Annotated in this window: 23 protein-coding genes; 6 read left to right on the top strand and 17 right to left on the bottom strand. The window is 65.5% G+C overall.

Features of this window, described 5'->3' with window-relative positions; translation table 11 throughout:
* Positions 1–69: 69 nt before the first annotated feature.
* Positions 70–834, bottom strand: coding sequence for a sulfite exporter TauE/SafE family protein (locus tag AB4099_RS04095; RefSeq protein WP_441477115.1), 765 nt, complete (start codon positions 832–834; stop codon positions 70–72).
* A 165-nt stretch (positions 835–999) separates the two neighbouring features.
* On the opposite strand from AB4099_RS04095, the gene AB4099_RS04090 reads away from it, so the two are divergent.
* A complete protein-coding gene (locus AB4099_RS04090) occupies positions 1,000–2,916 on the top strand; it encodes a propionyl-CoA synthetase (protein WP_441477114.1) in 1,917 nt (638 codons plus the stop codon).
* Between the two features lie 42 nt (positions 2,917–2,958).
* Here the strand turns inward: AB4099_RS04090 and AB4099_RS04085 are convergent, their stop codons facing one another.
* The 3 genes from AB4099_RS04085 to AB4099_RS04075 all read right to left on the bottom strand — a co-directional run bounded on the left by AB4099_RS04085 (position 2,959) and on the right by AB4099_RS04075 (position 5,874).
* Positions 2,959–3,843 (bottom strand): MBL fold metallo-hydrolase, encoded by an 885-nt coding sequence (locus AB4099_RS04085; RefSeq protein ID WP_441477113.1) that lies wholly within the window; start codon positions 3,841–3,843, stop codon positions 2,959–2,961.
* A 43-nt stretch (positions 3,844–3,886) separates the two neighbouring features.
* Complete coding sequence (locus tag AB4099_RS04080; protein WP_113513274.1) at positions 3,887–4,612, bottom strand: DUF1013 domain-containing protein; 726 nt, start codon at positions 4,610–4,612, stop codon at positions 3,887–3,889.
* Positions 4,613–4,872: 260 nt separating this feature from the next.
* Positions 4,873–5,874 carry an NAD(P)H-quinone oxidoreductase gene (locus AB4099_RS04075; protein ID WP_441477663.1) on the bottom strand — a complete coding sequence of 334 codons (1,002 nt, stop codon included), beginning with the start codon at positions 5,872–5,874 and terminating at the stop codon, positions 4,873–4,875.
* Between the two features lie 120 nt (positions 5,875–5,994).
* On the opposite strand from AB4099_RS04075, the gene AB4099_RS04070 reads away from it, so the two are divergent.
* Together AB4099_RS04070 and rcdA are read left to right on the top strand one after the other, a co-directional pair.
* Complete coding sequence (locus AB4099_RS04070; protein ID WP_113513278.1) at positions 5,995–6,195, top strand: DUF1192 domain-containing protein; 201 nt, start codon at positions 5,995–5,997, stop codon at positions 6,193–6,195.
* A 421-nt stretch (positions 6,196–6,616) separates the two neighbouring features.
* Entirely contained in the window at positions 6,617–7,147 is a 531-nt protein-coding gene (rcdA, locus tag AB4099_RS04065; RefSeq protein ID WP_113513280.1) for a protease adaptor protein RcdA, read from the top strand.
* A gap of 118 nt (positions 7,148–7,265) precedes the next feature.
* Here rcdA and rpmE read toward each other — a convergent pair whose 3' ends face one another.
* Positions 7,266–7,499, bottom strand: coding sequence for a 50S ribosomal protein L31 (rpmE, locus tag AB4099_RS04060; protein ID WP_043238453.1), 234 nt, complete (start codon positions 7,497–7,499; stop codon positions 7,266–7,268).
* 145 nt (positions 7,500–7,644) lie between these two features.
* On the opposite strand from rpmE, the gene AB4099_RS04055 reads away from it, so the two are divergent.
* Positions 7,645–9,423 carry an ABC transporter transmembrane domain-containing protein gene (locus AB4099_RS04055; protein WP_441477112.1) on the top strand — a complete coding sequence of 593 codons (1,779 nt, stop codon included), beginning with the start codon at positions 7,645–7,647 and terminating at the stop codon, positions 9,421–9,423.
* Between the two features lie 523 nt (positions 9,424–9,946).
* Positions 9,947–11,536: an EAL domain-containing protein gene (locus tag AB4099_RS04050; RefSeq protein WP_441477111.1), complete on the top strand. Its 1,590-nt coding sequence runs from the start codon at positions 9,947–9,949 to the stop codon at positions 11,534–11,536.
* Between the two features lie 12 nt (positions 11,537–11,548).
* On the opposite strand, the gene pdxR is transcribed toward AB4099_RS04050, so the two are convergent.
* Entirely contained in the window at positions 11,549–12,997 is a 1,449-nt protein-coding gene (pdxR, locus tag AB4099_RS04045) for a MocR-like pyridoxine biosynthesis transcription factor PdxR (protein ID WP_441477110.1), read from the bottom strand.
* An 84-nt stretch (positions 12,998–13,081) separates the two neighbouring features.
* On the opposite strand from pdxR, the gene AB4099_RS04040 reads away from it, so the two are divergent.
* Positions 13,082–13,741, top strand: a complete 660-nt coding sequence (locus tag AB4099_RS04040) for a GNAT family N-acetyltransferase (RefSeq protein WP_441477109.1) — start codon at positions 13,082–13,084, stop codon at positions 13,739–13,741.
* An 85-nt stretch (positions 13,742–13,826) separates the two neighbouring features.
* Here AB4099_RS04040 and AB4099_RS04035 read toward each other — a convergent pair whose 3' ends face one another.
* The 11 genes from AB4099_RS04035 to tkt all read right to left on the bottom strand — a co-directional run bounded on the left by AB4099_RS04035 (position 13,827) and on the right by tkt (position 26,230).
* Positions 13,827–14,843: a peptidoglycan -binding protein gene (locus AB4099_RS04035; protein ID WP_113513290.1), complete on the bottom strand. Its 1,017-nt coding sequence runs from the start codon at positions 14,841–14,843 to the stop codon at positions 13,827–13,829.
* A 57-nt stretch (positions 14,844–14,900) separates the two neighbouring features.
* Complete coding sequence (locus tag AB4099_RS04030) at positions 14,901–15,893, bottom strand: flagellar motor protein MotA (RefSeq protein WP_113513383.1); 993 nt, start codon at positions 15,891–15,893, stop codon at positions 14,901–14,903.
* A gap of 214 nt (positions 15,894–16,107) precedes the next feature.
* The gene (locus tag AB4099_RS04025) at positions 16,108–16,896 is read right to left on the bottom strand and encodes an inositol monophosphatase family protein (RefSeq protein WP_441477108.1); all 789 of its coding nucleotides are present in this window, start codon (positions 16,894–16,896) and stop codon (positions 16,108–16,110) included.
* Between the two features lie 71 nt (positions 16,897–16,967).
* Complete coding sequence (locus tag AB4099_RS04020; RefSeq protein ID WP_441477107.1) at positions 16,968–17,903, bottom strand: tetratricopeptide repeat protein; 936 nt, start codon at positions 17,901–17,903, stop codon at positions 16,968–16,970.
* A complete protein-coding gene (locus AB4099_RS04015) occupies positions 17,900–18,547 on the bottom strand; it encodes a thiamine phosphate synthase (protein WP_162768049.1) in 648 nt (215 codons plus the stop codon). Before AB4099_RS04015 ends, AB4099_RS04020 begins: the two co-directional genes overlap by 4 nt.
* Before the next feature lie 2 nt (positions 18,548–18,549).
* Positions 18,550–19,704 (bottom strand): benzoate/H(+) symporter BenE family transporter, encoded by a 1,155-nt coding sequence (locus AB4099_RS04010; protein WP_441477106.1) that lies wholly within the window; start codon positions 19,702–19,704, stop codon positions 18,550–18,552.
* Positions 19,705–19,960: 256 nt separating this feature from the next.
* Complete coding sequence (gene fba, locus AB4099_RS04005) at positions 19,961–21,043, bottom strand: class II fructose-bisphosphate aldolase (protein WP_441477105.1); 1,083 nt, start codon at positions 21,041–21,043, stop codon at positions 19,961–19,963.
* A gap of 364 nt (positions 21,044–21,407) precedes the next feature.
* Entirely contained in the window at positions 21,408–22,598 is a 1,191-nt protein-coding gene (locus AB4099_RS04000) for a phosphoglycerate kinase (RefSeq protein ID WP_113513300.1), read from the bottom strand.
* A complete protein-coding gene (locus AB4099_RS03995) occupies positions 22,595–23,056 on the bottom strand; it encodes a hypothetical protein (RefSeq protein ID WP_113513302.1) in 462 nt (153 codons plus the stop codon). Before AB4099_RS03995 ends, AB4099_RS04000 begins: the two co-directional genes overlap by 4 nt.
* A 69-nt stretch (positions 23,057–23,125) precedes the next feature.
* A complete protein-coding gene (gap, locus tag AB4099_RS03990) occupies positions 23,126–24,136 on the bottom strand; it encodes a type I glyceraldehyde-3-phosphate dehydrogenase (RefSeq protein WP_441477104.1) in 1,011 nt (336 codons plus the stop codon).
* Positions 24,137–24,232: 96 nt separating this feature from the next.
* Positions 24,233–26,230: a transketolase gene (gene tkt / locus AB4099_RS03985; RefSeq protein WP_441477103.1), complete on the bottom strand. Its 1,998-nt coding sequence runs from the start codon at positions 26,228–26,230 to the stop codon at positions 24,233–24,235.
* Between the last annotated feature and the right edge of the window lie 248 nt (positions 26,231–26,478).

Here is a 26,478-nt window from a genome sequence, read left to right as displayed (position 1 = left end):
GGTCCCGCGCTGTCCCGTAATCCATCCCTTTTTCCGATGCGGCGCAATCGACGCAGCTGGACTCAAAGGTCAGGGATGGAGGCGCAGCGCCAGGAGCCCGTCGATGATCAGCTTGCTGCCAACGGCAATCAGCAGCCAGTAGATGATGGTGTAGAAGCGTTCCGCCGGCACGCGGCGCACCAGCCAGACGCCGGCGACGGTCGCGAGGATCGCAACCGGAAACAGTGCCGTCGAAGCGGCGAGGTTCTCGCGGGTGAACTGGCCGAGCGCGATATAGGGGCCGACCTTCATGAGATTGAGCAGCGCGAAGAAGATCGCACCGGTGCCGACGAAGGTCGGGGGCGAGAGCCGCTGCGGCATGACGTAGATCTGAAACGGAGGGCCACCAGCGTGAGCGATCATGCTGGTGAAACCGCAGACCGCGCCCCAGAAACTGCCGGGCCCGAAGGCGGGTTTCGTGACCGGCGACTGCGCTTTGCGGTCGGCAAAGAGCCGACGCGCTGCGAAGGCTACCGAGATGACGCCGACGGAAAGGCCAACCGCCGCGTCGGAAACCCGCGATGCCAAGGCATAGCCCGCAAGCACGCCGAGGAGAGCGCCCGGCAACATCGTCGCGAGGTTGCGTCTGTCGAACTCGCGGCGATAGGCCCAGACGCTGACCATGTCCTGCACGATCAGAATGGGCAGCATGATCGCGGCCGCCTGGACCGGCGGGAGCACGAGCGCCATCAGCGGCAGCGAGAGCAACCCCAGGCCCGAGAAGCCACCCTTGGCAAGCCCGACCAGGATGACGGCAGGCACCATCGCGGCGAGATAGGCTGGGTCGAAGCTCATGGCTGTCCGGGGGCGAGGGCGGGGGCGGTCGTGCGCAGATGCGTAGCTAAAGTCTGACGGCGGCATGCTTGCGCGGGCGGGGGAGAGTGAGCACGATCCCGCGCAAAATCGCCCCGACCCGCTTGCCGGGTCTAGGCCAGAACCAGGCGAAGAGGAACGCGTCCGATGAATGCCACGCATGCAAGCCGCTATCGCGAAACCTATACGCGCTGGCAGGCGGATCCGATCGGCTTCTGGCGCGAGGCGGCAGGCGAGATCGAATGGATCAAGCCGCCTCAGGCGATTTTCGACTCCGAAGCCGGTGTCTATGGGCGCTGGTTCCCGGATGCGAGCTGCAACACCTGCTTCAATGCGCTCGACCGGCATGTGCGTGATGGGCGGGGCGAGCAGACTGCGCTGATCTATGACAGCCCCGTCACCGGAACCAAGGCGAGCTACAGCTATCGTGAGCTACTCGGCGAGGTCGCGACGCTTGCGGCCGTCCTGCAGGATCTGGGCGTCGGAAAGGGCGACCGCGTCATCATCTATATGCCGATGATCCCGGAGGCTGCCTTTGCGATGCTGGCCTGCGCCCGGATCGGGGCCGTGCATTCGGTGGTCTTCGGCGGCTTTGCTGCGAAGGAACTGGCGACGCGCATCGATGATGCCAGGCCAAGGGTCATTCTGACCGCGACATGCGGCATCGAGCCGACACGCATCGTCGAATACAAGCCGCTGCTCGACGGCGCGATCGCGCTCGCCGCCCACAAGCCTGAAACCTGCATCGTGCTGCAGCGTCCCCAGGCGGATGCCTCCATGCATGTCACGCGCGACCGGAACTGGCGGGCGCTGGTCGCCTCGGCCAAGGCAGCGGGACGCAAGGCCGATTGCGTCGAGGTCGCCGCCACGGACCCGCTCTATGTGCTCTACACCTCGGGCACGACAGGGCGGCCCAAGGGAGTGGTTCGTGACAATGGCGGCCATATGGTCGCGCTGAAATGGACGATGGAGAACCTCTACGGCGTAAGGCCAGGCGAGGTCTTCTTCACCGCGTCCGATGTCGGATGGGTCGTCGGCCATAGCTATATCGTCTACGGCCCGCTGCTGCATGGCGCGACCTCGGTGCTCTACGAGGGCAAGCCGGTCGGTACGCCCGATCCCGGCGCATTCTGGCGCGTCATTTCCGAGCACAAGGCGGTGGCGATGTTCACCGCACCGACGGCGTTTCGCGCGATCCGCAAGGAGGATCCGCAGGCAACCCATCTCGCACGCTACGACCTGTCGCAGTTCCGCACGCTCTTCCTCGCCGGAGAACGGGCCGATCCCGATACGTTGAAATGGGCGGAGGACGTGCTGAAGGTTCCGGTCATCGACCATTGGTGGCAGACCGAGAGCGGCTCCTGCATGGTCGGCAATCCGGTCGGGCTGGAGCTCCTGCCGGTGAAGCACGGTTCGCCGACCGTGCCGCTGCCGGGCTATGACGTACGGTGCCTCGACGAGGCCGGGAGACCCGTATCGGCCGGCACCATGGGGGCGATCGTAGTCAAGCTGCCGCTGCCTCCCGGCGCCCTGCCCACGCTGTGGCAGGACGACGAGCGGTTCCGGCAATCCTATCTCACGACCTTCCCAGGCTATTACAACACCTCGGATGCCGGCTTCATCGACGAGGACGGCTATGTCTTCATCATGGGCCGCACCGACGACATCATCAATGTCGCCGGCCACCGACTCTCGACCGGTGGCATGGAGGAGGTGCTCGCCTCGCACCCGGCGGTGGCGGAATGTGCCGTGGTCGGGATCAGGGATGCACTGAAGGGCGAGCAGCCCTGCGGGTTCGTCGTGCTGAAATCGGGCGTGACGCAGAGCCCGGCCGAGGTCGAGAAGGAACTGGTTGCGCTGGTGCGCGACAAGATCGGCCCGGTTGCGGCCTTCAAGCTCGCGGTGACCGTGGCACGCCTGCCGAAGACACGCTCCGGCAAGATCCTGCGCGCGACGATGAAGAAGATCGCCGATGGCGAGGAATACGCCGTGCCGGCGACGATCGACGATCCTGTCGTGCTCGACGAGATCGGCGAGGTCCTCAAGGCGAGAGGCGTTGGCTAGTCCGAGGGCGAGACAGGATCGCCGGGCTCGCGATGACGAGGCTCAGACCCCGATCGTCGCGCCATTCCAGCGCAACAGCCGTTCGCCGACATCGAGCGCCATCAGATCCTCGCCGACAATCAGCGGGCCGGCATAACCTGCCGTCCTGATCTCGCGAGCAAGCCGAGAGGTGTCGGCGCCAGGGGGGACCAGATGCGTCAGCGCGAGCATGCCGGCGCAGGCCTGCGTCGCCAGTTTCGCCACAATGGCGGGGGTCATGTGATAGGCCTGCACGGCCGCCACGGTCTCGGCCGAGCGAATACCGGCGATGATGGGCATCTCACTGTCGATGAAGACCTCGCAGACCAGCAGATCGCAATTCTGCGCGGCGCGTTCGAGCGACTGTGTCAGGCGCGTGTCGCCGGAGAAGACAAGGCGGCTGCCTGCGAGTGAAATCGTGAGTCCGAAAGCGGGCTCGACGGGTCGGTGATCAACCAGGAAGGCATCGATCGCGAGTTCGCCCAGCCCGGAGACAACGCCTTCGCGCAGTTCCTCGAACTGCACATCGAGCCCCGTGGCGTCGGGCCGCTTCTCGAAGGCAATGCGTAAGGCGCGTTCGCGGGCAAAGCCCTCGTATTGCGCGCGCATATTGGCAAGTGCGGGGGCAGGGGCCAGCACACGCCAGGGGCGGGCGCGGCCCTGGTGCCAGGATGAGACCACGAGCTGGTAGAAATCGACCAGATGGTCGGAATGCTCATGCGTGACGATGAGCAGGTCGATATCGGCGCCGCGATGGCCAGCGGCGACCAGGCGCTGGCTCACGCCTGAACCGCAATCGATCAGGACCTTGCGTCCGGCTCCCTCGACGAGATGGGACGGACCGGCCCGGCGCAGGCTGACCGGCGGCGCGCCCGTGCCGAGAAAGGTGAAGGCAAGATCGGATGCCAAGGCCATTCTCCGCGACAGGCAGGCCGCTCGGTCGTCAGCGACCTCAGATCTCGTCGTCCTCGTCGGCCGGACGCTTGAGCTGCTTGAGCTTGGCGAAGACTGAATCGACGTCGATGGCCGCTTCCTCCTCGCGCTTCGGCTTGCTCATGTCGGCGAAAGGCTGGCTTGCGTGGACCGGCTCCCGCGCGGTGGTCTCCTCGGCCGGGAGCAGGGTCGAGCCTGCCTCCGCAAGGGCGGCCGGGCGATCCTTGGCCGCACGACCGACCTCGAAGTCGAGATCGATCTGCGAGCTGAGCCCGAGGCTGACCGGGTCGACCGGCGTCAGGGTCTGCGCGTTCCAGTGGGTGCGGTCGCGGATCTGGGCGATGGTCGATTTCGTCGTACCGATCAGGCGGATGATCTGCGCGTCCTTGAGCTCGGGATGGTTGCGCAGCAACCAGAGGATCGCGTTCGGGCGGTCCTGACGCTTGGAGACCGGGGTGTAGCGCGGCCCCTTGGCGCGCTTGATCTCGGGCACCTTAACCTTGCGCTCGGCGAGCTTGAGGTGATGGTTCGGGTTCTTGGCGGCGCGCTCGAGCTCCTCACGGGTGAGCTGGCCGGAGGTGATGGGGTCGAGGCCCTTGATGCCGGCGGCGACTTCGCCATCGGCGATGCCACGAACCTCGAGCGGGTGGAGTTTGCAGAACTCGGCGATCTGCTCGAAGGTCAGCGACGTGTTTTCCACGAGCCAGACCGCAGTGGCTTTCGGCATCAGCGGGGGTTGTGACACGGCATCGTCTCCTGGATCTCGAAGGCCGGCGGCTTACGCCGGATCAGGGTCGCGGACAAAAGCTCTCATGCGCCGACCGGCCTCCTCGGCCGGCCATCCAAATCATCAGCGATGAGCAGGATGCGGGCGTTATATGCAAAGCCATGGAGGCTGTCCAAGAAAAAGCGCGGAAGGCGCTGGTGGCTCGGACAGCCCTGTGATCGGTATGATGACAGGGCCCGGCAAGCAATGCGAGCACCGCCATCGCGACAGCGGGGGCCTCACATCGTCAGGACGATCTTGCCGATATGGGCGTTGCTCTCCATCAGGCGATGCCCGGCCGCGGCCTCTGCAAAGGGGAAGGTCGCATGGATCACCGGCTTGCAACGACCCTGGGCCAGCAGCGGCCAGACCTTGCCTTCCAGTTCGGCGGCGATTGCTGCCTTCTCGGCGATGGTACGCGGCCGCAATGTCGAGCCGGTATGGGTCAGGCGCTTCATCATCAGCCGACGGAAATCGACCTCGGCCTTGGGGCCGTTCAGAAAGGCGATCTGAACGATGCGACCGCTCTCGGCCGCCGCCTCGTAATTGCGGGAGATGTAGTCACCGCCGACCATGTCCAGGATCAGGTCGACGCCGCGGCCGCCGGTCGCCTCCTTCGCTGCGCTGACGAAATCCTGCTCCCGGTAATTGACCGCGAAATCGGCACCGAGCTCGCGGCAGGCCGCGCATTTCTCATTGGAGCCCGCCGTTGCGATGACGGTCGCGCCAAAGGCCTTGGCGAGCTGGATCGCCGTGGTGCCGATGCCGGACGTGCCGCCATGGACCATGAAGCTCTCGCCGGCCTTCAGCCGCCCGCGCTGGAAGACATTGGTCCAGACGGTGAAATAAGTCTCGGGAATCGCGGCCGCTTCGATCAGCGACAGCCCGACGGGGATCGGCAGGGCGTTGCTCTCGTGGACGCTCGCATATTGGGCATAACCGCCGCCTGTGACGAGTCCGCAGACCGGGTCGCCGATCGCGAAGCGGCTGCCGCCGTCCCCGACCGCCACGACCCGGCCCGCGATCTCGAGACCCGGGATATCCGAGGCGCCGGGCGGCGGAGCGTAGCCGCCGAGCCGTTGCAGGACATCGGGCCGGTTGATGCCGGCGGCCGCAACTTCGACGAGAACCTCGCCTGCGGCCGGTTTCGGCACGGGCCGTGTTTCAGGACGCAACACGTCAGGACCTCCGGGGGCCGTAAAGCCGATCGCGGTCATCGTCTCGGGAAGGGTTGGCATCACGTCTGGTTGTTCCTCGTCGGTCATGAGGCGTCCGCATTCGACGCCTGCTTCGCAGAGATAGTGGCCTTGCGACGGCGAGCCGGCTAGTCTCCGCCGTCGCGTTTCGAAAATGAGGCAGCCATGTCGATATTTTCAGAGGATGACCGCCCCGCGCCGCAACCCATTCACCAGATCGGGCAGGATCTCGCGATGCTGTCGCTCGCGGAGATCGATCAACGCATCGAGGCGCTCAAGAGCGAGATTGCGCGCCTGATGGAGATCAGGGCCAAGAAGGATGCCTCGCGCTCGGCCGCGGATGCCTTTTTCCGTAAGATAGGCTGAGGCACGGGACACACCCGGCACGAATGGCCCAGGCTTCGTCGTGCCCGCCTTGCAGAAGCGCGCATCGACCCGGCCGACCGGCACGGGAGGAGGGCAATTGTCGCCCAATCCTGGCGTTTCCTTGCGCAAATATGCTGGCGCGGCGGCGCTCTTAACCGCTCCTTAACGATTCCAAAGTATGAATCCGATCATCCAGTTTCTCTGGATGTCGAGTGGCTCCTGCCCACTCTGTTTGACGCCTCCCTGTTGACCTTCGAGCCGCCTTCGGGGCGGCTCTTTTTTGGCCTTCATGGCGTGTTAAGGTTAACAACATCTTACCAGAGTCTCGACAATGCAACGGCGCTATTCTTGCCGTTGTGACGGTATCAATCCGTGGCGCGTCCCAGACGCACACGCCTTTGTGCCGATTGGAGACGTCGCGATGACCGATATGACGCTGCTGAAGTCCGGGCCGGATGAAGGCGCACTTTCCTTTGCAAGGGGCTTCGTCAAATCGGACGGCTTCATGCTGCTGTTTCGCGAGGGCATGGCGCTGGTCGAGCTGACGGCGAGCTATCTCGATGGCGACGGCCGCGCCGAGTCGGCGGCACTCCCGCGCGATGTTGCGCTGACCTATGCGACCGAAAGCATGCGCCTGACGACGCGGCTGATGCAGATCGCCTCCTGGCTGCTGGTACAGCGCGCCGTGGCCGAAGGGGAGATGACCGCGGAGCAGGCTCGGCTGGAGAAGAACAAGGTCAAGATCGCCGAGCCGATGCTCTCGCCGGTGCAGGAAGAGGCGATGCGCCTGCCGCAGAGGCTGCGCGATCTGATTGCCCACTCCATCCGCCTGCAGGATCGCATCCGCCATCTCGAAGGGCTGATGTCCGGTTCAGACGTATTCGAGGTCACTCCGAACCCTGTCCAGAGCCAGATCCGCAGCCTGCAATCGCGACTCGCCCTGCTCAACTGAGCCTGATGCGCGGGCTCGCGCCCGCGACCAATCGCCGCCCGAAACGCAAAAAGCCCGGCCGTAAGGCCGGGCTTTCGTGTTTGCATGCTGCGTCGATCGGGGACGATCGACGGCCGAATTACTTCTTGCCGAGTGCGCTGAGGGCGCCGAAACGCGAATTGAAGCGCGAGACGCGGCCGCCGCGGTCCATCAGCTGCTGGGTGCCGCCGGTCCAGGCCGGGTGGGTCTTCGGGTCGATGTCGAGATTGAGGGTGTCACCCTCCTTGCCGAGCGTCGAACGCGTGAAGTATTCGGTGCCATCGGTCATGACGACCTTGATGGTGTGGTAGTCGGGATGGATGCCGGTCTTCATGGCGAAATCCTCAATCGTAAGCGGGCACGGTCGATAACCAGGCTAGCTGGCCGGCCCGTCGAACAATTCGTATGAGCCTGTCGTGAAGTCGCCAGCGCAATAGCGCAGGCGAAGCGACAGCGCAAGCATGACAGGACAGTGAAGCGTGGCCGAAGATAACGAAGACCAGAAAAAGACGCGCCCCGATTTCCATTCACTCTCCTCCTTCTGGCCCTATGCGCTGGCGCAGAAGGGGCGGATCGCGCTGGCCGTCCTCGCACTGATCGTCGCCTCGGGCGCGACACTGGTGCTGCCGCTCGCCGTCCGTCGCGTCATCGATGTCGGGTTTTCCGGCGGCGACCAGGCGCTCGCCCACAATTATTTCATGCTGCTGATCGGCGTCGTCGCCGTGCTGGCGCTGGCGAGCTCGGCGCGATTCTATCTGGTGATGACGATTGGCGAGCGCATCGTTTCCAGCCTGCGCGCCGATGTCTTCACTCATCTGACCCGGCTCGAGCCCGCATTCTTCGATTCGAGCCGCGCCGGCGACCTCGTCTCGCGCCTCACGGCGGATACGACGCAGATCAAATCGGCTTTCGGTTCGGCTGCCTCAATCGCATTGCGTAACGGCATCATGTTTCTCGGCGCGCTGGCGCTGATGGTCGTGACGAGCCCCCAGCTTTCGGCCATCGTCATCGCCGCGATCCCGCTGATCGTGCTGCCGCTGGTCTTCTCCGGACGCTCGGTCCGGCGCCGGGCGCGGGCGGCGCAGGATCGCCTGGCTGATGCCTCGGCCTTCGCCTCGGAGGCCGTCGGTGCGATCCGCACCATGCAGTCCTTCGGGGCCGAGCGACAGACGGCACGGGCTTTCGAGAGTGCCTCGAACGATGCCTATGCGGCCTCGCGCTCGGCGACGCGCTCGCGAGCCATTCTCTCGGGTGTCGCGATCTTCCTGGTCAGCGCGAGCGTGGTCTGCGTGCTCTGGGTCGGCGCCATGGATGTCTTTGCCGGCCGGATGACCGGCGGCAGGCTCTCGCAATTCGTACTCTATGCCGTTCTGGCTGCCAGCTCGCTCGGACAGCTCTCCGAGGTCTATGGCGAGATCTCGGCGGCCACCGGTGCGGCAGGGCGCCTCGGCGAAATTCTCGCGACCCAACCGGCGATCACCGCACCTGCGCAGCCAAAGCCGATGCCCGAGCCGTCGCTCGGCGAACTCGCCTTCGAACGCGTCTCCTTCTCCTACCCCGGTCGGACCGTCTCGGCGCTGCACGAGATGTCCTTCAGCGTCCGCCCCGGCGAGCGCATTGCACTGGTCGGCCCCTCGGGGGCCGGCAAGAGCACGGTGCTGCAGCTTGCGCTGCGTTTCTTTGATCCGACTGCGGGCCGCATCATGGTCGATGGCGTCGCGGGGACCGACGCCGACCCGGAAGCCTGGCGGCAACGCTTCGCCCTGGTGCCGCAGGAACCGACCGTGTTCGGAGTCTCGGTGCGGGACAATATCGCCTATGGGCGCCCCGATGCGAGCCGCGAGGAGGTCGAGGAAGCCGCCCGCCTTGCTGCAGCCGACGGCTTCATCCGGGCTCTGCCGCAGGGTTACGACACTCTCGTGGGCGAGCGGGGCGTGACGCTCTCGGGCGGCCAGCGCCAGCGTCTGGCGATCGCCCGGGCGGTGCTGAAAGATGCGCCGATCCTGCTGTTGGACGAGGCCACCTCAGCGCTTGATTCCGAAAGCGAACGCGCGGTCCAGGACGCGCTCGACCGGCTGATGCAGGGCCGCACCACGCTGGTGGTCGCCCATCGGCTTGCCACCATCCTTTCTGCCGATCGCATCCTGGTTCTGGACGAGGGCCGGGTGGTGGAGGAGGGCACCCACGCGGAACTCAAGGCGAGAGGCGGGCTCTATGCCAGGCTGGCCGCCCTGCAATTCGGGCTGGAGGCGGCGTAGCCGAATGCTCCGGACGTAGCAGAGTGCTCCGGACGTAACCGGACCCATGCCGAGTCCCCGGTCTCACGACGCGATGACGGCGATGACGCCGCCATCGCGCATTGGCGCTTTGCTCTGCCCTCGCGCATGGGGACGGGCGCCCGCGTGCCTCCCTTCGATCGCCCTCAACGCCAGGGCGCTCCACGCGAGCGGCGCCGCAGGATGATCTAACCATCTGTGATTGCCTCGGCTTTTCCGAAAACCGCAATCCACTTTTCGGGCCGATGCTTTCGCGAGGCATCAAGTTGCGAGCAGACGTTACGTTTCAGAGGTGAACCGGCGCGCTCGCTGAGATTTCCGACTGTTCGCACGGGGCAAACCCTGGAGCGGATCGTAACGTCTGCGTCGTTCCTGCAGGGCGTCGGTTCGATATTGCCGCAGTTCGACAAGACATTGGTTCCGTTCCCTGGCGCAAATTGCGCGGCAGTACCGGAACCCGTACGCTCCACTCGTTGATGGGGTGCACGCCATTGAAGGCGCGAGCGTGAAGCGTTTTCACATCATCCTTGTCGCGGCAGTGCTGGCCCTGGTCGGCGCAATGCTTCCGATTGCCGTGATGCTCCATATTTCCTGGACCCTTGCCGTACGCGCTGAGCAGGCGCGGCTGGAGTTGTTTGCCAGGCGGGTGATCGTGCGCGCGGACACCGCCTTCAGCGGAGCCAGTGAGGCCTTGCGAGCCATCGCCGGGACTTCGCATGAGCCGTGCTCGGAGGAGCATATTGCCGCGATGCGCAGGCTCACCATCAATAACCGCTCGATCGATGAGGTCGGGTATTTTCGCGACGGAATGCTGAAATGCACATCCTGGGGGCAGACGGCCGAGAGGATCGCTCACTCTCCCGGCGATTACGTGACCGCAGACGGCGTCGAGGTCATTGTCAGGATGTCGCCGCTGGTGAGTGGCGGCGATGCCAGGATGGCGCTGCATTACAGGGATTACAATGTCCTGATCGATCCGGTGCGCCTCGTTGACGTTATCGTCGACCCCGGCATCCAGATCGCGGTTGGCAACGACAAGGGCGTGCTGATCGGTGCCCTGAACGATCCTGATCCCGGACTGTTGCACAGCCTCCTCGCCAATCCTCGCAAAGGCATGGATGATCACAGCCTCTTTGCCGCAGCCCACGGACAAGGCTGGGTCGCGGTGGCGGCCCAGTCGCGCGACAGCCTGCTGAAGCCCCTTCGGCGTGAGCGAATGCTGCTTCTGCCCGTCGGGGCCTTCATCGCGGCCTTCGTTGTCGGCATCATCATCTGGCTGTCCCGCAAGCGCCTCTCTCCGTTGGGCGAGTTGACGATCGCCGTGCGCAATCGCGAATTCATCGTGCACTATCAGCCGATCATCGAACTCAAGACCGGCATCTGCGTCGGCGCCGAGGCCCTCGTGCGCTGGCGGCGCCCCGATGGCTCCCTGGTGCAGCCGGATCTCTTCGTGCCGCTTGCGGAGGAAAGCGGGCTGATCATGCCGATCACCGACCAGATCATGGACGCGGTGATCCACGACCTGAAAGCACTGCTGGTGGCCGATCGGTCCCTTCACGTCGCCATCAATCTCTGTGCGGACGATATCAGGACCGGGCGGGTTCTGTCGTTCATCCAGACGGCGCTCGAACCGACGGGCATCAGGCCGCAGCAAATCTGGCTCGAGGCGACGGAACGCGGCTTCATCGATATCGATCCGGCGCGGGAGACGATCGTTCAGGCCCGCAAGCTCGGGCATTCCGTCGCGATCGACGATTTCGGGACGGGCTATTCCAGCCTGCAATATCTGCAGAGCCTGCCGCTGGATGCCCTCAAGATCGACAAATCCTTCATCGATACGATCGGCCGAAACACGGCGACCAGTTCGGTGACCTCTCACATCATCGACATGGCCAAGGCGCTGAACCTGTTCATTGTCGCAGAAGGCGTCGAAACCCGAGAGCAGTTCGAATACCTGCTCGATCACGGCGTGCATTTTGCCCAAGGCTGGTTCTTTGCAAAGCCGCTGCCTGCCAAGGAGTTCATCGCCTTCTATCACGACAGGCAGGTGATCCACGGTTCGGGGCCGGATGTCATCCGGCGCGCCGCCGCCTGAACGGTCGCGCGGTCACTCCCGGAGCAACCGACCCAGTTTCGCCACAACCTCCTCGACCGTGTCGGAGGATACGCGTGAGATACCGAAGACGAGCCCGGGCCGGGGCTGACCAAGATGGAAGCGCGACATCGGCTGCATCGCGTAGCCGTGTCGGCTGAGTTTGTGAGCCATGGCGCGATCATCGATCCGCTGATCCTTGAACCATGTGGCGAGCTGCAGGCCACCCGCGCCGCTGCTGAGGTGCAGAACCTGCCCGCAATGATGGCTCAGGGCCGCGAGGCTCATGGCCATGCGCGCGGCATAGGCGGCGTTCATCTTGCGGATATAGGCGCGCAGCCGTCCCTCCCGGATGAAATCGGCAAGCGCCGCCTGAACATGGATCGGTACAACCGCGCCCCGGAGTTGCAGACCGAGATTGGCGTCTTCCTGCAGCCAGGGCGGGACGATCGCATAGGCGACCCGAACACCCGGCGCGAGAACCTTCGAGAACGTTCCGAGATAGGCGACGACATTGTTCCGATCGATGCCCTGCAGCGCCGCGATCGGGCGGGATGCGTACTGGAATTCGCTGTCGTAGTCGTCCTCGATGATGAGAGCATCGCTGGCCTGCGCGACCTCCAGCAAGGCCAGTCGTCGTTGCAGGCTCATCGTTGCGCCTGTGGGATATTGATGCGAGGGCGTGACATAGATCAGCCGCGCTGGCGGGCCGGAGGCCTTGCTGACATCGATCCCTGCGCTGTCGCAGGGGACCGGGACGATGCGGGCTCCGGCCGCTTGCAGCAAGGCCCGTGCCGCCGGGTATCCAGGCTCTTCCATCCAGGCGATGCTGGCATCGCCTGCGACGGGTTGGAGCCGGATGGACGCGAGCAGGCCGATCGCCGCCCTGGTCGAGGGAAGGACGAGGACCTGCTCAGGCCGCGCGACAACCCCGCGCCGGTCGGCGACATGAGCGATGATCGCTTCCTGCAACTCGCGAATGCCACCGGCGTCGCCGTAGCCGAGATCGTGAATCCGCAGCGAGCGGGCTCGGGCGCCAAGACACCGTGCCCAGGTTGCGTGCGGGAAGTCGGCCAGGTCCGGAATGCCGGGCTCGAAGAATCTCTGGGCGGGCGGTTCGACAATCGGCCATGGGGTGGTGGGCTCAGCGCGATCCGGTCCGGGGGAGGGCAGTTTCGCAACGGGGGCGACGCGGCTGGCCGATCCTGACGCGGCCTCAAGATATCCTTCGGCCTTGAGCCGGTCATAAGCCAGGACGACGGTCGAGCGGGCGACACCAAGCGCGTTGGCCAGAACGCGCGTCGACGGCAGGCGCTGACCTGCAAGCAATTGTCCCTGCAGGATGCGGTCGCGTACCGCGCGGTAGACCTGTCCTTCAAGATCCCCTGCGCTTCGATCGAGTGGAGACCACACCGGATGCAGAGGCGTTGTCGCGACGTCCAAAGTGGTCTGGTGAAAATCCATGAACTGGCCGTTTATATCCTACCGGCAATCCCGACAATTGTCGCCTGTCTCGGTCTTAACCCGGTTCGACTTCAGGAACGCATCATGGATCTCTCACATTGGAAGGGCGTGGCGCGCCCGGAGCGCATAGCACTGGATGGGCGCTACACCCGGCTCGAGCCGCTCGATGCTGCGCTGCACGGCAAGAATCTCTTCATCTCGGCCCAGGAACCGGGGGCGGATGACCGCTTCCGCTATCTGTTCGAAGAGGCGCCAGCCGATCTGGCAGCCTTCAATCCCTGGCTCGAGAAAGCGTCAACATCGCCCGATCCGCTGTTCTTTGCCGTGATCGACAAGAGGACCGGTCGGGCGGAGGGACGCCAGGCGCTGATGCGGATCGAGCCTGTGCATGGCGTGATCGAGATCGGCAACATCCTGTGGGGCCCCGCGATCGCCCGCAGCCGCGTCGCGACCGAGGCGCTCTATCTCTTTGCCAGCCATGCCTTCGACACGCTGGGCTATCGCCGCTTCGAGTGGAAATGCAATAACCTCAACGAGCCCTCCAAGCGCGCTGCGCAACGCTTCGGCTTCACGCCGGAGGGCGTCTTCCGGCAGCACATGGTCACCAAGGGGCGAAACCGCGATACGGCCTGGTTCGCGATGATCGATGGCGACTGGCCGCGCCTGAAGGCCGGCTACGAGGCTTGGCTGAGCCCGGATAATTTCGATGCGAACGGTCAGCAGAGATCGAAGCTGGCATTCTAAGGTTGGTGCCGCATACCTCTCCGGCCAGGGCGTCTGGCTGGATCGACGCGATGCGGGTCGGGGAGGCCGCAAGGTCGGCCTTCCCTTACCGCTCGGTGATCTTGAATTCGATCCTGCGATTGCGGCGGTAGGCTTCATCGTTGCTGGCGAGGTCGAGCGGTTGGAACTCGCCGAACCCGGTTGCGGCGATGCGGTCGGCGGGGAGGCCGCGTGTGATCAGATACTCGACAACCGCGACCGCACGGGCCGTCGACAGGCTCCAGTTGGACGGGAACTGTGCGGAGCGGATCGGGCGCGCGTCGGTGTGGCCGTCGACGCGCAGGATCCACGGGATATCGGGGGGCATCTCATGGCCGAGATCGGTCAGGATGGTTGCGAGCTTGTCGAGTTCGGCCTTTCCTTCGGGCTTCAGCACGGCTTGGCCGGCATCGAAGAACACCTCTGACTGGAAGACGAAACGGTCCCCGACGACGCGGATGTCGGGACGTGCACCGAGCACCTGCCTGAGACGGCCGAAGAAGTCGGAACGATAGCGGGCCAGTTCCTGCACGCGCTGGGCGAGGGCGACATTCAGGCGCGAGCCGAGATCGGCAATACGGGCCTGCGATTCCTTGTCCTTGGCTTCGGAAGCCTCGATGGCCTGTTCGAGCGCAGCGAGTTGCCGGCGCATGGCCTGGATCTGCATGTTGACCTGCTCGACCGTCGCCTGGGCTCTCGCCGAGAGCTGCTTCTCCGCGTCGAGCGCCTTCTGGGTGTCGGCAAGCTGGGCTGGTCCGTTCGTCGCCTGCGCTTCGAGCGCACCCTGCAAGCGGCCGCGCTCGCTCTGTTCGCGCGTCAGGGTCGATTGCATCAGGAGCAGGTTCTCCTGGGCCTGCCGGTTGGAGACGCGCTCCAGCGCAAGCAGGTCGGACAGCTCTGATATCTGGCGATTCAGCCGTTCCAGCGCGGTGTCCTTGCCGGTCAGTTCCTGCGACAGGAAGAACTGTCCGAGCACGAAGACCGAGAGCAGGAAGACAATGCCGATCAGCATTGTCGAGAGGGCATCGACGAAGCCGGGCCAGAAGTTCAGCTGCTCACGGCGGTAGGTGCGAGACAAAGCCATGGCTTCAGGCCTCCTTCGGCTTCGCGTACGCCTTCGTCAGCAAGCCCGACGAGGGGGTCATGGCTCGGAGACGCCGTTTGCGGTCAGGCGCTCGATCAGGCGCTTCAGATCCTTCTCGCGGGCAGCCTGCGCCTCGACCCAGTCGCGGATCAGCTGCTGTTCGGCGCGCATGTGCTGGACCAGCCCCTGAACGCCTTCGGCAAGGTTCGAGATGGCCTGAGTGGCGGCGCGGTTATTGGGGCCGTCGGCCAGCGCTGCACTGAGCCGGTCGAGCTTGTCGCCGAGATTGCGGCCGATATCGGGGCCGAAGCCGGGGGCTGCGACGGCCGAGGCCGCCTCCCGGCTGCGCGAGCCGAGCCAGCTCTCGAGTTCGTTGCGGAAGCGGCGCTGTGCCTGGCCGACCTGCAGTTCCAGGAAGCCGAGGATCAGCGAGCCCGCGATGCCGAAGAGCGAAGACGAAAAGGAGAGGCCCATGCCGGCAAGTGGTGCGGCGAGGCCGGCCTTGAGTTCGTCGAAGAGCACGCCGGCTTCCGCGCCGGTGCGCAGGCTCTTGATGACGTTTCCGACCGAGCTCACGGTTTCGAGGAGGCCCCAGAAGGTGCCGAGCAGGCCGAGGAAGACGAGCAGGCCTGCGAGATAGCGCAGGACCTCACGACCGTCATCGAGCCTGACCGCAATCGATTCGAGTACGGAGGCCGCTTGAGTAGGGGCGAGGGTACCAGCGTCGAGGGCCGGCAGCACGGGACCAAGCGGGGCAATGACCTGGCCGCGCTCGACATCGGCGAGCCCGGGCGCTGCGGCCAGGCGGGTCGCAGCGGCCGCTTCGCTGTTGACGCGCCAGAGCTCACGCAGTGCGATCAGCGCTCCGACCAGGAGCGCGCCGAGGATGAGCCCGTTGAGACCGGGATTGGTCATGAAGGCCGTGACGAGGCCGCCCTGGAGGATGAAGCCCAGGAATCCGATCAGGGCGAGGAACAGGATTGCGCGGATCGCGTAGCGCAGCGGCCGCGAAAAGCGGGTGGTTTCCCGTGTCGTCGCGACCGTGCCCATCTCGGCCGCTGGGACCTCTCTGTCCATGCCTCGTCTTCCGTTCGCCTGGAGCCTGCCACTCCCGGGTGATCCCGAGCTGGCGTCTCTCATCAACCATCCGGCCGTGAGCGGGGTGGACCCGAATCCGGTCACCCCTGTCCACGGCCGCAACGCTGGAGGCAGACTGTCGCCTCCCGCTGCGCCATGATCAAGCGTGAAAGATCAAAGCTGTATGTCAGCCAGCCGTCTTGAGCGCGGCGCGGAGCGCTTGTTCACCGACTTCGTTGCCGCAGATGATATCCTTGGCGCTGGTGGGCTGCTTGCCATCGAGCGTGCCGAAGGTGCCGCCAGCCTCGCGGATCATCACGGCGCCCGCCGCGAAATCCCAGGTGTTGAGGCCGCGTTCCCAGTAAGCGTCCATGCGGCCGGCCGCGACATAGGCGATGTCGAGCGCAGCGGAGCCCATACGGCGGACATTGGCAAAGCGCGTCATGACGGCGCCGAGCTCGCGCAGAAAGAGCGGGTGGCCGCCCTTGCCGATATGCGGCACGCCTATGCCGATCAGCATGTCGGTCGGCTCGCGGCGGCCGGAGACGCGCATCCGGCGGTTGTTGACATAGGCGCCCTTGCCCTTCTCGGCGATGAAGAGCTCGTCCTTCGCCGCATCATAGACGATGCCCGCGACGAACTGGTTGTCGCGCTCCAGCGCCACCGAGATGTTCCAATGCGGGATGCCGCGCAGGAAGTTATGGGTGCCGTCGAGCGGGTCGATATGCCAGCGGTTGCTCTCGTCGGTGCCGTGGACGACGCCGCTCTCCTCCATGACGAAGCCGTAGCCGGGCCTGGCCTTCTCCAGCGATTCGCGCAGGATGCTCTCGGCCTTGTGGTCGGCCTTCGAGACGAAATCGCCCGGGCCCTTGGCGAGCACCTGCAGGTTCTCGATTTCGCCGAAGTCGCGCTTCAGCGAACGGGACGCCTTCATCACGGCGTCGGTCATCACGGTCATCAGGGGAGAGCGGATCATCTAAAACCTCATGCGCGCCTTGAACGCGAGAAGGCCGGCAGCGCCATCGCTCCGGCCTGGAAATTCTGCCGTCACTTGCTCGGCTGGCTCGGCGTAGTCAAGGCCGTGCCCTCGATCCGGTCGGCGGCGACGCGTGCGATCCGGCTCATCTGCTCAGGTGTCATGCGGTCAAGCATCTGGTCGAGCATGGGATCGTCCAGGCCCTGGGCCCTGGCGGCGAGATGCCAGGCAGCGGCCTCGGCACTGTCGGGCGCGATGCCGCGGCCAGCCAGATAGAGACGGGCGATGCGGTTCTGCGCAATCGCATTGCCCTTGTAGGCGGCGCGCAGGAAGAGCCTGGCGGCAGCTGTTTCGTCGGTGGCGACGCCCTCGCCATTGAACAGCATGATCGCATATTCGATCTCGCCCGCGACATTGCCGCTCTCTGCTGCCTTTGCCATCCATTCGGCGGCCTTCGCATTGTCCTGCGGTACGGCGCGGCCCTGCTTGTAAAGCACGCCCAGTGCGTGTTCGGCATCGCCGATATTGGCCTTCGCGGCGATTTCGAGAGCGGCAACGGCCCGCTTGTCGTCGGCCTCCTTGCCTGTCGCGAGCAGCGCCAGGGCCAGGTTGTAGTTGGCGGCCGGATGTCCGGCTGCGGCGGCACGTTCCAGCAGCTGGCCGGCCTTGGCGGGGTCGCGCTTGCTGCTGCGCTGGTCGAGCAGCGCGATGGCGAGCGCATAGACGGCGTTGATGTCGCCGCGGTCGGCTGCGCGCTCATACCATTCGGTGGCGGCCGTGGTGTTTTCCGGGACGCCGAGACCCTGGCGATAGATTTCGCCGAGCAATGTCATGGCAGCAGCGTCAGTGTTATCAGCCTCGACGCGCTTTAGCGCCTCTTCCTGAGCCCTGCGATAATGGCCAGCCTGAAGGGCGCCATAGGCAAGGTCGATATCGGCGGCCGACGCAAGCCCGGCCGGCGCGAGCGCCAGCCCGACGAGCAGCAGGCTGCGCCGGAGGCGTCTCACCGGCCGGCCTTCCGGGTTGCGCAGGCGGCGATCGCTGCATTGGCGGCCTCGACAAGGGCGCGGATGTCCTGATCTTCGCCAAAGGCCCATTCGCCGAGCGCGATGAATTCGGCGCCGGTTTCGACAAGTGCCGGCACGGATGCCGCGTCGGGCGCATAGGCGACGCATGGCGTCTCGAAGATCTCCGCCCACCAGGTGGCGCGCTCGACGACTGCCGGCAAAGGCGGCATCGAGCCGTCAGGCCGCGGTTCGCCGAACATCACGTAGTCGACGCCAGCCTCGCCGACATCCATGGCGTCGTGGCGGGCGCGCAGGCCGCCGGCGCCAATGATGCGCTCATCGCGCAGGCTGGAGCGAGCTTCGCGGATCGCCTCCGGGCCCTCGACCAAGTGCACGCCATCGGCGCCACCGCGCGTCGCGATCAGCGCCGAACCTTCGACGACGAGCGCGACGCTGTTGGACTGAACGGGACCGGCGATGCGCTTGACGCGCTCGATCCGGCTGCGGTCGTCGCCCTCGGTGAGGCGGAGCAGCACGGCGGCGACGTCGCCGCCGGCGAAGGCCTGCATCAGGCGAAATGACATGGCCTCGGCATCCGCGACGGGCGGAGTGACGAGCATGAGACGAGTCTGTGAGGTTGTCATGGTCATGATCTTGCGCGCAAACGGCCTGCGAGAGCGTCCAATGTCAAGACCGCAAGCCCGGCGACCAGACTCCAGAAGGCGGAACCGACACCGAAAAGCGAGAGGCTGGAAGCCGCAACGGCGAAGGTGATGACGGCGGCGAAGCGCTCGGAGTCCTTGGCCATGGACTGGCCGAGCGCGCCTGTCAGCGAGCCGATGAGGCCGAGCCCTGCGACCGCGACGATCAGCGCCTTGGGCATGGCGATGATGAGTGCGAGCAGCAGCCCGGCCGTCGCGGCGATGCCTAGCCAGAACAGGCCGTAGGCGATGCCGGCCTTCCAGCGTTGCTTAGGGTCGGGATGGGTGTCGGCACCCGTGCAGATCGAGGCGCTGATCGCTGCGAGATTGACCATGTGCGCGCCGGTCGGCGCCGTGATGAAGGACATCAGCCCGGTGACGAACAGGCTGGGCGCAGTCGGCGGATGATAGCCGGCGGCCCGCAGCACTGCGAAGCCCGGCAGGTTCTGGGCGGCCATGGTGACGAGATAGAGCGGGATGCCGATGCCGATGATCGCGGTCAGGTCGAAGCGCGGCCAGGTCAGGACGAGTTCGGTCAGCGCCATGTCGCCGCCGGGCAGGGTTGCGAGTCCGGTTCCAAAGCTCAGCGCCAGGCCCGCGGCGAGCGCGGCGATGACGCCGAGAAACGGGTTGATCAGGCGCGCGACCAGGAAGACGGCGAGCAGCATCAGGACAAGTGCGGGTTGCAGCTTCATCTCATCGAAGACCGCGACGACGAAGCGGAAGATGACGCCGGCGAGCATGGCCGAGGCGATGGTCATCGGAATCCGCTCGACCAGCGCACCGAGCGGTCGGAAGGTGGCGGTCAGCATCATCAGGGCGGCAGCGGCGAGGAAGCCGCCGATCGCGGCTGCAAGGTCAAAGCCGCTTGCGGCCGCGATAAGAGCTGCACCGGGCGTCGACCAGGCGCAAATGATCGGCATCCGATGGCGCCAGGACAGCCAGATGCTGGCGAGCCCCTTGGCGATGGCAAGCCCGACGATCCAGGACACGGTCTGTGCTTGCGTCGCGCCAATGGCCTGCGCTGCGGCAAGCACGACCGCCACGGAGGCGGCAAAGCCGACAAAGACCGCGACCAGCGCGGAAAAGACGATCGACATCAGGCACTACCGTGGCAGTAAGGCAAGCCGCGCAGGGAGCGCGCAGCCAGACGGGCCTTTCCTTGAACCAGAAAAGCAAGGCGCCCGGAAGGGCAGGGACGAAACCGGCTCATGTCCGCGGCGCCTGTCACGGAGCTGTCATCGCTGCACCCTGAACGCGAAACGCCCGGCGAGAGGCCGGGCGTTTCTGTTCGATGGGTTCAGGCTTGGTGCGCGAATCTGCGCCCCGCTGATCCATTCGGCCGAATTGAGTGTTCTACGCGGCCCTATGGCCCGCAAAGGTCGGATCGAGCTCGCCCTTGGCGTAGCGCTTGGCCATTTCGGCCGTGGTCGCGACGCGCTTGATCTTCGAGGCCTGTCCGGCGGTGTTGAACTCCTGCAGGCGCAGCGTGCAGAGCTTGGCCATCGCCTCCATGGCGGGCTTCAGATACTTGCGCGGGTCGAATTCGCCGGGATGCTCGGAGAGGATCTTCCGGATCTGGCCGGTCATGGCCATGCGATTGTCGGTGTCGATATTGATCTTGCGCACGCCGTGCTTGATGCCGCGCTGGATCTCCTCGACCGGAACGCCCCAAGTCTGGGGCATCTTCCCGCCGTATTGGTTGATGATGTCCTGCAGGTCCTGCGGCACCGAGGAGGAGCCGTGCATCACGAGATGCATGTTCGGCAGCTTCTTGTGGATCTCCTCGATGACATGCATGGCGAGGATCGCGCCGTCGGGCTTGCGCGTGAACTTGTAGGCGCCGTGCGAGGTGCCCATGGCGATGGCGAGCGCATCGACCTTGGTCTCGGCGACGAATTTCACGGCCTCCTCGGGATTGGTCAGGAGCTGGTCATGGGAGAGCTTGCCCTCGAAGCCATGGCCGTCCTCCTTCTCGCCTTCGCCGCTTTCCAGCGAGCCAAGCACACCGAGTTCGCCCTCGACCGAGATACCGCCGAGATGGGCCATCTCGGTCACCGTCCTGGTCACGCCGACATTGTAGTCCCAGTCGCCCGGGGTCTTGCCGTCGGCCTTGAGCGAGCCGTCCATCATCACCGAGGTGAAGCCGGCCTGAATCGCGGTCATGCAGGTCGCCGGCTCGTTGCCGTGGTCGAGGTGAACGCAGACCGGGATATGCGGATAAATCTCGGTGACGGCGTCCATCATGTGCTTGAGCATGATGTCGTTGGCGTAGGAGCGGGCGCCGCGCGAGGCCTGGATGATGACGGGCGCATCGGTCGCGTCCGCTGCGGCCATGATCGCCAGTGCCTGTTCCATGTTGTTGATGTTGAAGGCGGGCACGCCGTAATCGTTCTCGGCGGCATGGTCGAGCAGTTGGCGAAGCGTGATGCGGGCCACGATGGTCCTCCCTTTAGGCGTCAGGTTTCCGGGAGGATTTAGAGCAGGATGCCAAAAAGGGGAAACCGGTTTTTCGCAGGGATGCGGCTCTCACGCGTTTTGACGAGAGACGAATTCAGCGCCGGGGGGCAAAACAAGAGCGGCGAAAGTCGTGAACGAGGTCAACACTCGGGCGCGAACCAGCGCTGATACGCGCTCGATGCGAAGCTGTTGATCGTGCCGTCGCGAGAAAGGCGCTCACGCCGGCAGCGGGCACGGCGCGCTGCTCCTGCCGGTGCCGCGCTCCGGCAGGAGAATCGCCAGCGTCGCCATCGGGGCGACGCTGGCATGAACGGCGAAAAGAGATCCAAGTGCCAGGTGCGGCTTACCGCGCCCGCAATGCCTCGACGCCTGGCAGGGCCTTGCCTTCCATCCACTCGAGGAAGGCACCGCCCGCCGTCGAGACATAGGACAGCTCGTCGGCGACCCCGGCATGGTTCATTGCTGCGACGGTGTCGCCGCCGCCAGCGACGGCCACGAGCCGGCCGGCCTTGACGCGCTCGGCCGCAGCCTTGGCGACAGTGACCGTCGCCGTGTCGAAGGGATGCAGCTCGAACGCACCGAAGGGGCCGTTCCACACCAGCGTCCTGACGGTGTCGAGCTTGAGCACGACTTCGGCGACGCTGAGCGGGCCAGCATCGAGGATCATCTCGTCGGCAGCGACCTCGGTGATCGGCACGACGCGGTGTCCGGGATTGGCCTTGAACTCACGGGCGACCAGCGCATCGACCGGCAGCATGATCTCGCAGCCGGCGACCCTGGCCTTCTCCTCGATCTCGCGGGCGGTCGCGAGGAGATCATGCTCGCAGAGCGACTTGCCGACATTGATGCCGCGGGCGGCGAGGAAGGTATTGGCCATGCCGCCGCCGATGGCGAGGACGTCGACCTTCTTCACGAGGTTGCCGAGCAGCTCGAGCTTGGTCGAAACCTTGGCGCCGCCGACGATCGCCATCACCGGGCGGGCGGGATTGTCGAGCCCGGCGCTCAGCGCCTCCAGCTCGGCCTGCATGGTGCGGCCGGCATAGGCCGGCAGGACATGGGCGAGGCCCTCGGTCGAAGCATGGGCGCGGTGGGCGGCGGAGAAGGCGTCATTGACGAAGATGTCGCCATTGGCGGCGAGCGCCCGGACGAAGGCGGCGTCGTTCTTCTCGTCGCCCGCATGAAAGCGGGTGTTCTCCAGCAGCAGGACTTCGCCGCTCTTGGCCGCGGCGACGGCCTTGGCGGCGTCCTCGCCGATGCAGTCATCGACGAAGATCACCGGCTGGCCAAGCCGATGGGCAAGCGCCACGGCGACCGGCTTCAGCGAATCCTTGGGATCGCGACCCTTCGGCCGGCCGAAATGCGCGAGCAGGATGACCTTGCCGCCCTTCTGCGAGATCTCGCGAATGGTTGGCAGGACACGGTCGATGCGGGTCGTGTCGGTGACCTTGCCGGCCTCCATCGGCACGTTCAGGTCGACGCGGACAAGGACGCGCTTGCCGGCGAGATCGGCGTCGTCGAGCGTGCGGAAGCTCATCGCGGCAGAAGTCCCGGAAACAGGCCCGGCACGCCGAACTTCAGCACCAGGATGGTGAGCAGCACGGTGAGAACGGCAGTAACGAGGGCGGTGGTGAACAGGGTCGCCGAACGCGGCGTCGCGTCGACGCGTTCGCGCAGCGCCGCAACCTCCTGGCGGATTCCCGCGAAGTCCATGGCGCCGGTCGCGGTCTCGACCTTGGCCGCACTGCGCTCCAGCGAGGCCTCGGCCCGGGTAAAGACAGCCTCGTAGCGGGCAAATTTTTCCTCGATGCGCGCCGCCTTGTCCTCGATGCGAGAGAGCTGGTCGAGCTTGCGCGGCTCCGAGGTCGGCGCTGCCTCTTCGGTCCGGCTGGCTGCGGAGAGAGCCGTCACCGTGGCTCCAGTCGCGCTGGGCGCAGCGATGAAGGGCTCGGATGGGCTCGCCGGCGCGGCGACGGTCGGCTCGATCTTGGTCATGCGCTTTCCGTTCATTCGAGAAGGGTCAGGCGGGGCCCGGCAGCGCGCCGGGTCCCGCCGGCCGTTACGTCAGATGAGCTTCGCCATCGCGACGGCGGTGTCGCTCATCCGGTTCGAGAAGCCCCACTCGTTGTCGTACCAGGACAGAATGCGGACGAACTTGTCGTCCAGCACCTTGGTCTGGTCGAGCGCGAAAGTCGACGAAGCCGGGTCGTGGTTGAAGTCCATCGAGACGTTCGGCTGGTCGGTGACCGCGAGGATGCCCTTGAGCGGACCACGCTTCGAAGCCTTGATGATGGCCTCGTTGATCTTCTCGACCGTGGTCTTGCGCTTCGAGATGAACTTGAAGTCGACCACCGAGACGTTCGGGGTCGGCACGCGGATCGACGTCCCGTCGAGACGGCCCTTCAGCTCGGGGATGACGAGGCCGATCGCCTTGGCGGCGCCGGTCGAGGTCGGGATCATCGACAGCGCGGCAGCGCGGCCGCGGTAGAGATCCTTGTGCATCGTGTCGAGCGTCGGCTGGTCGCCGGTATAGGCGTGGACCGTGGTCATGAAACCCTTGTCGATGCCGACCGCGTCCTGCAGCACGCGCACGACCGGCGCGAGGCAATTCGTCGTGCAGGAGGCGTTCGAGACGACGAGATGGTCCTTGGTCAGGGCGTTGTTGTTGACGCCGAAGACCACGGTCAGGTCGGCGCCGTCGCAGGGGGCCGAAACCAGCACGCGCTTGGCACCGGCGGCGAGATGGGCGGCCGCCCTGTCGCGGGTCGTGAAGATGCCGGTGCATTCCAGGGCGATGTCGACGCCGAGCGCCTTGTGCGGCAGGTCCTTGGGATCGCGGATCGCGGTGACCTTGATCGGTCCCCGGCCGACGTCGATCGTGTCGCCGGAGACCGTTACTGTGCCGGGGAAGCGGCCATGGACGGAGTCGAAGCGGAAGAGATGGGCGTTGGTCTCGACCGGGCCGAGATCGTTGATCGCCACGACCTCGATATCCTTGCGCTTCGACTCAATGATCGCGCGCAGAACGTTGCGCCCGATGCGGCCGAAGCCGTTGATCGCCACCTTGACCGTCATCTCAATCCTCTCCTTCGCCGATTCACGGCGGGTTGGCCGTTATTCACGCGGGCAAATCGGCCAAAGCATGGCCAAACGCAAGTGTCCGCGTGAAACTCAGCCGTTATGCCGCTTCAATGCGGCTTCGACCACTGCGTCGGGCGTAATGCCGAAATGCTTGTAGACGTCCTTGTAGGGGCCGCTGGCGCCGAAGGAAGCCATTCCGATGAAGATGCCGTCATGGCCGATCACCGCGTCCCAGCCGAAGCGGACTGCTGCCTCGATCGCGATCTTGACCGGGGCCTCGCCGATGATCTGGTTCTGCGTCGCCTCGTCCTGAGCGAGCAGCAGTTCAAGCGAAGGCACGGAGACGACACGGGCGCGGACGCCCTTCTCGGCCAGAAGCTTGCGGGCCGCAACGGCGATCTCGAGTTCCGAGCCGGACGCGAAGAGCGAGACCTGCGCCTTGCCGCCCTCGGCCGCCTGCAACTCATAAGCGCCCTTGGCCGAACGATTGGTCGCGGTACCATCTGTGCGCAGCTGTGCGAGATTCTGGCGCGAGAGCGCGAGGACGGTCGGCCCTCCGGTCCGCTCGAGCGCGATCTGCCAGGCTTCCGCCGTCTCGATCGCGTCGGCCGGGCGCAGCACGCGCATGTTCGGCATCGAGCGAAGCGAGGCGAGATGTTCGACCGGCTGGTGGGTCGGGCCGTCTTCGCCCAGGCCGATCGAGTCATGGGTCATGACATAGACGACCGGCAGGCCCATCAGGGCTGCCAGACGCATCGAGGGACGCGCGTAGTCGGCGAAGACCAGGAAGGTGCCTCCGGCGGTGCGGAAGCCGCCATGCAGGGTGATGCCGTTCATCGCGGCAGCCATGCCATGCTCGCGGATGCCGTAACGGATGTAGCGGCCCTTCGGGGTCTTGAGCGTGAAGTCTTCCAGGCCCTTCGCCTTGGTGTTGTTCGACGGCGTCAGATCGGCCGAGCCGGAGACCAGTTCCGGCATGACAGGCACGATGACGTCGAGGGCAAGCTCGGAGGCCTTGCGGGTCGCGACGGTGACAGGATTGGCGGCGAGAGCCTTCTTGTGGGCGACGATCACCTTGTCGAGCTTGCCCGGAACCGTGTGGGCGAGGCGGCGCTCGAACTCGGCGCGCTTGCGTGGCGACAGCGCCTCGAACCGGGCGAGCCAGTCCTTGTGGGCGAGGTGGCCGGCCGAGCCGAAGGCGCGCCAGCTCTTGAGGACGTCGGCGGCAATCTCGAAGGCAGCGCCGGTGATGCCGAGCTTGGCCTTGGCGGCAGCGAGTTCCTCGGCGCCGAGCGGCTCGCCATGGGCCTTGGATGTGCCGGCCTTTTTCGGTGCTCCGAAGCCGATCACGGTCTTGCAGGCGATCATGGTCGGCTTGTTCGACTTCTGGGCGCGGCGGATCGCTGCCTCGATCGCGTCGGGATCATGGCCGTCGACGCGCTCGGAGCGCCAGCCGCAGGCCTTGAAGCGCGCGACCTGGTCGACCGAGTCCGAGATCGAGAGCGGGCCGTCGATCGAGATGCCGTTATCGTCCCAGAGCACGATTAGCTTGTTGAGCTTGTGGTGGCCGGCAAGCGCGATCGCTTCCTGGCTGATGCCTTCCATCAGGTCGCCATCGGAGGCCAGGACATAGGTCTTGTGGTCGACGACCTTCTTGCCGAATTCGGCGGCGAGCATGCGCTCGGCCATGGCCATGCCGACTGCGGTGGCGAGACCCTGGCCGAGCGGGCCGGTGGTGGTTTCGACGCCGACAGTCATGAAGTTCTCGGGATGCCCCGGGGTCTTCGACTCGAGCTGGCGGAACTTCTTGAGGTCGTCGAGGGCCAAGCCCGGCGTGCCCGTGAGATAGAGCAGGGCGTAGAGCAGCATGGAGCCGTGACCGGCCGAGAGAATGAAGCGGTCGCGATCCGGCCAGCGCGGATCGGCGGCGTCATAGTTCATGACGCGGGTAAACAGCACGGTTGCGACGTCGGCAGCACCCATCGGCAGGCCGGGGTGGCCGGACTTCGCCTGCTCGACGCCATCCATTGCCAGGGCGCGAATGGCGTTGGCGAGCTTGTCGTGCTGGGCGCGGTCGATCGTGGTCATGGTGTCATTGGCTCCGGCGGGCGGAAGGGCGCGTCCCGCGTCCGAACCATGCCGGAAGGGCATGAGGGCGACGGTCCGGTAGGCTTTTGGGGCATAGTTTTCGTGCGGGTGCTCGATAGGATGCCCGCTCTCCCGGAGTCAATTCATCAGGGGGCTGCTATCACAGTTGAGAGCTGCGAATATCTGCCCGAAAGCGTTTCCCACTTGCTCATATCCTGCTTTAGGCTCGCGAATCATGGAGCCGGCTT

The organism is Allobosea sp. 2KB_26, assembly GCF_052115715.1.
GTDB lineage: Bacteria > Pseudomonadota > Alphaproteobacteria > Rhizobiales > Beijerinckiaceae > Allobosea.
This window is presented reverse-complemented; position numbering and strand designations above follow the sequence as displayed.

Coding starts and splice junctions, on each gene's coding strand:
- rcdA (WP_113513280.1), top strand. CDS start 6,617: ATGACCGATATGACGCTGCTGAAGTCCGGGCCGGATGAAGGCGCACTT.
- AB4099_RS04025 (WP_441477108.1), bottom strand. CDS start 16,896: ATGATCCGCTCTCCCCTGATGACCGTGATGACCGACGCCGTGATGAAG.
- tkt (WP_441477103.1), bottom strand. CDS start 26,230: ATGACCACGATCGACCGCGCCCAGCACGACAAGCTCGCCAACGCCATT.
- AB4099_RS04090 (WP_441477114.1), top strand. CDS start 1,000: ATGAATGCCACGCATGCAAGCCGCTATCGCGAAACCTATACGCGCTGG.
- AB4099_RS04015 (WP_162768049.1), bottom strand. CDS start 18,547: ATGACAACCTCACAGACTCGTCTCATGCTCGTCACTCCGCCCGTCGCG.
- AB4099_RS04070 (WP_113513278.1), top strand. CDS start 5,995: ATGTCGATATTTTCAGAGGATGACCGCCCCGCGCCGCAACCCATTCAC.
- pdxR (WP_441477110.1), bottom strand. CDS start 12,997: ATGGATTTTCACCAGACCACTTTGGACGTCGCGACAACGCCTCTGCAT.
- AB4099_RS04095 (WP_441477115.1), bottom strand. CDS start 834: ATGAGCTTCGACCCAGCCTATCTCGCCGCGATGGTGCCTGCCGTCATC.
- AB4099_RS04030 (WP_113513383.1), bottom strand. CDS start 15,893: ATGGGCACGGTCGCGACGACACGGGAAACCACCCGCTTTTCGCGGCCG.
- AB4099_RS03995 (WP_113513302.1), bottom strand. CDS start 23,056: ATGACCAAGATCGAGCCGACCGTCGCCGCGCCGGCGAGCCCATCCGAG.
- AB4099_RS04040 (WP_441477109.1), top strand. CDS start 13,082: ATGGATCTCTCACATTGGAAGGGCGTGGCGCGCCCGGAGCGCATAGCA.
- rpmE (WP_043238453.1), bottom strand. CDS start 7,499: ATGAAGACCGGCATCCATCCCGACTACCACACCATCAAGGTCGTCATG.
- AB4099_RS04010 (WP_441477106.1), bottom strand. CDS start 19,704: ATGTCGATCGTCTTTTCCGCGCTGGTCGCGGTCTTTGTCGGCTTTGCC.
- AB4099_RS04035 (WP_113513290.1), bottom strand. CDS start 14,843: ATGGCTTTGTCTCGCACCTACCGCCGTGAGCAGCTGAACTTCTGGCCC.
- AB4099_RS04000 (WP_113513300.1), bottom strand. CDS start 22,598: ATGAGCTTCCGCACGCTCGACGACGCCGATCTCGCCGGCAAGCGCGTC.
- gap (WP_441477104.1), bottom strand. CDS start 24,136: ATGACGGTCAAGGTGGCGATCAACGGCTTCGGCCGCATCGGGCGCAAC.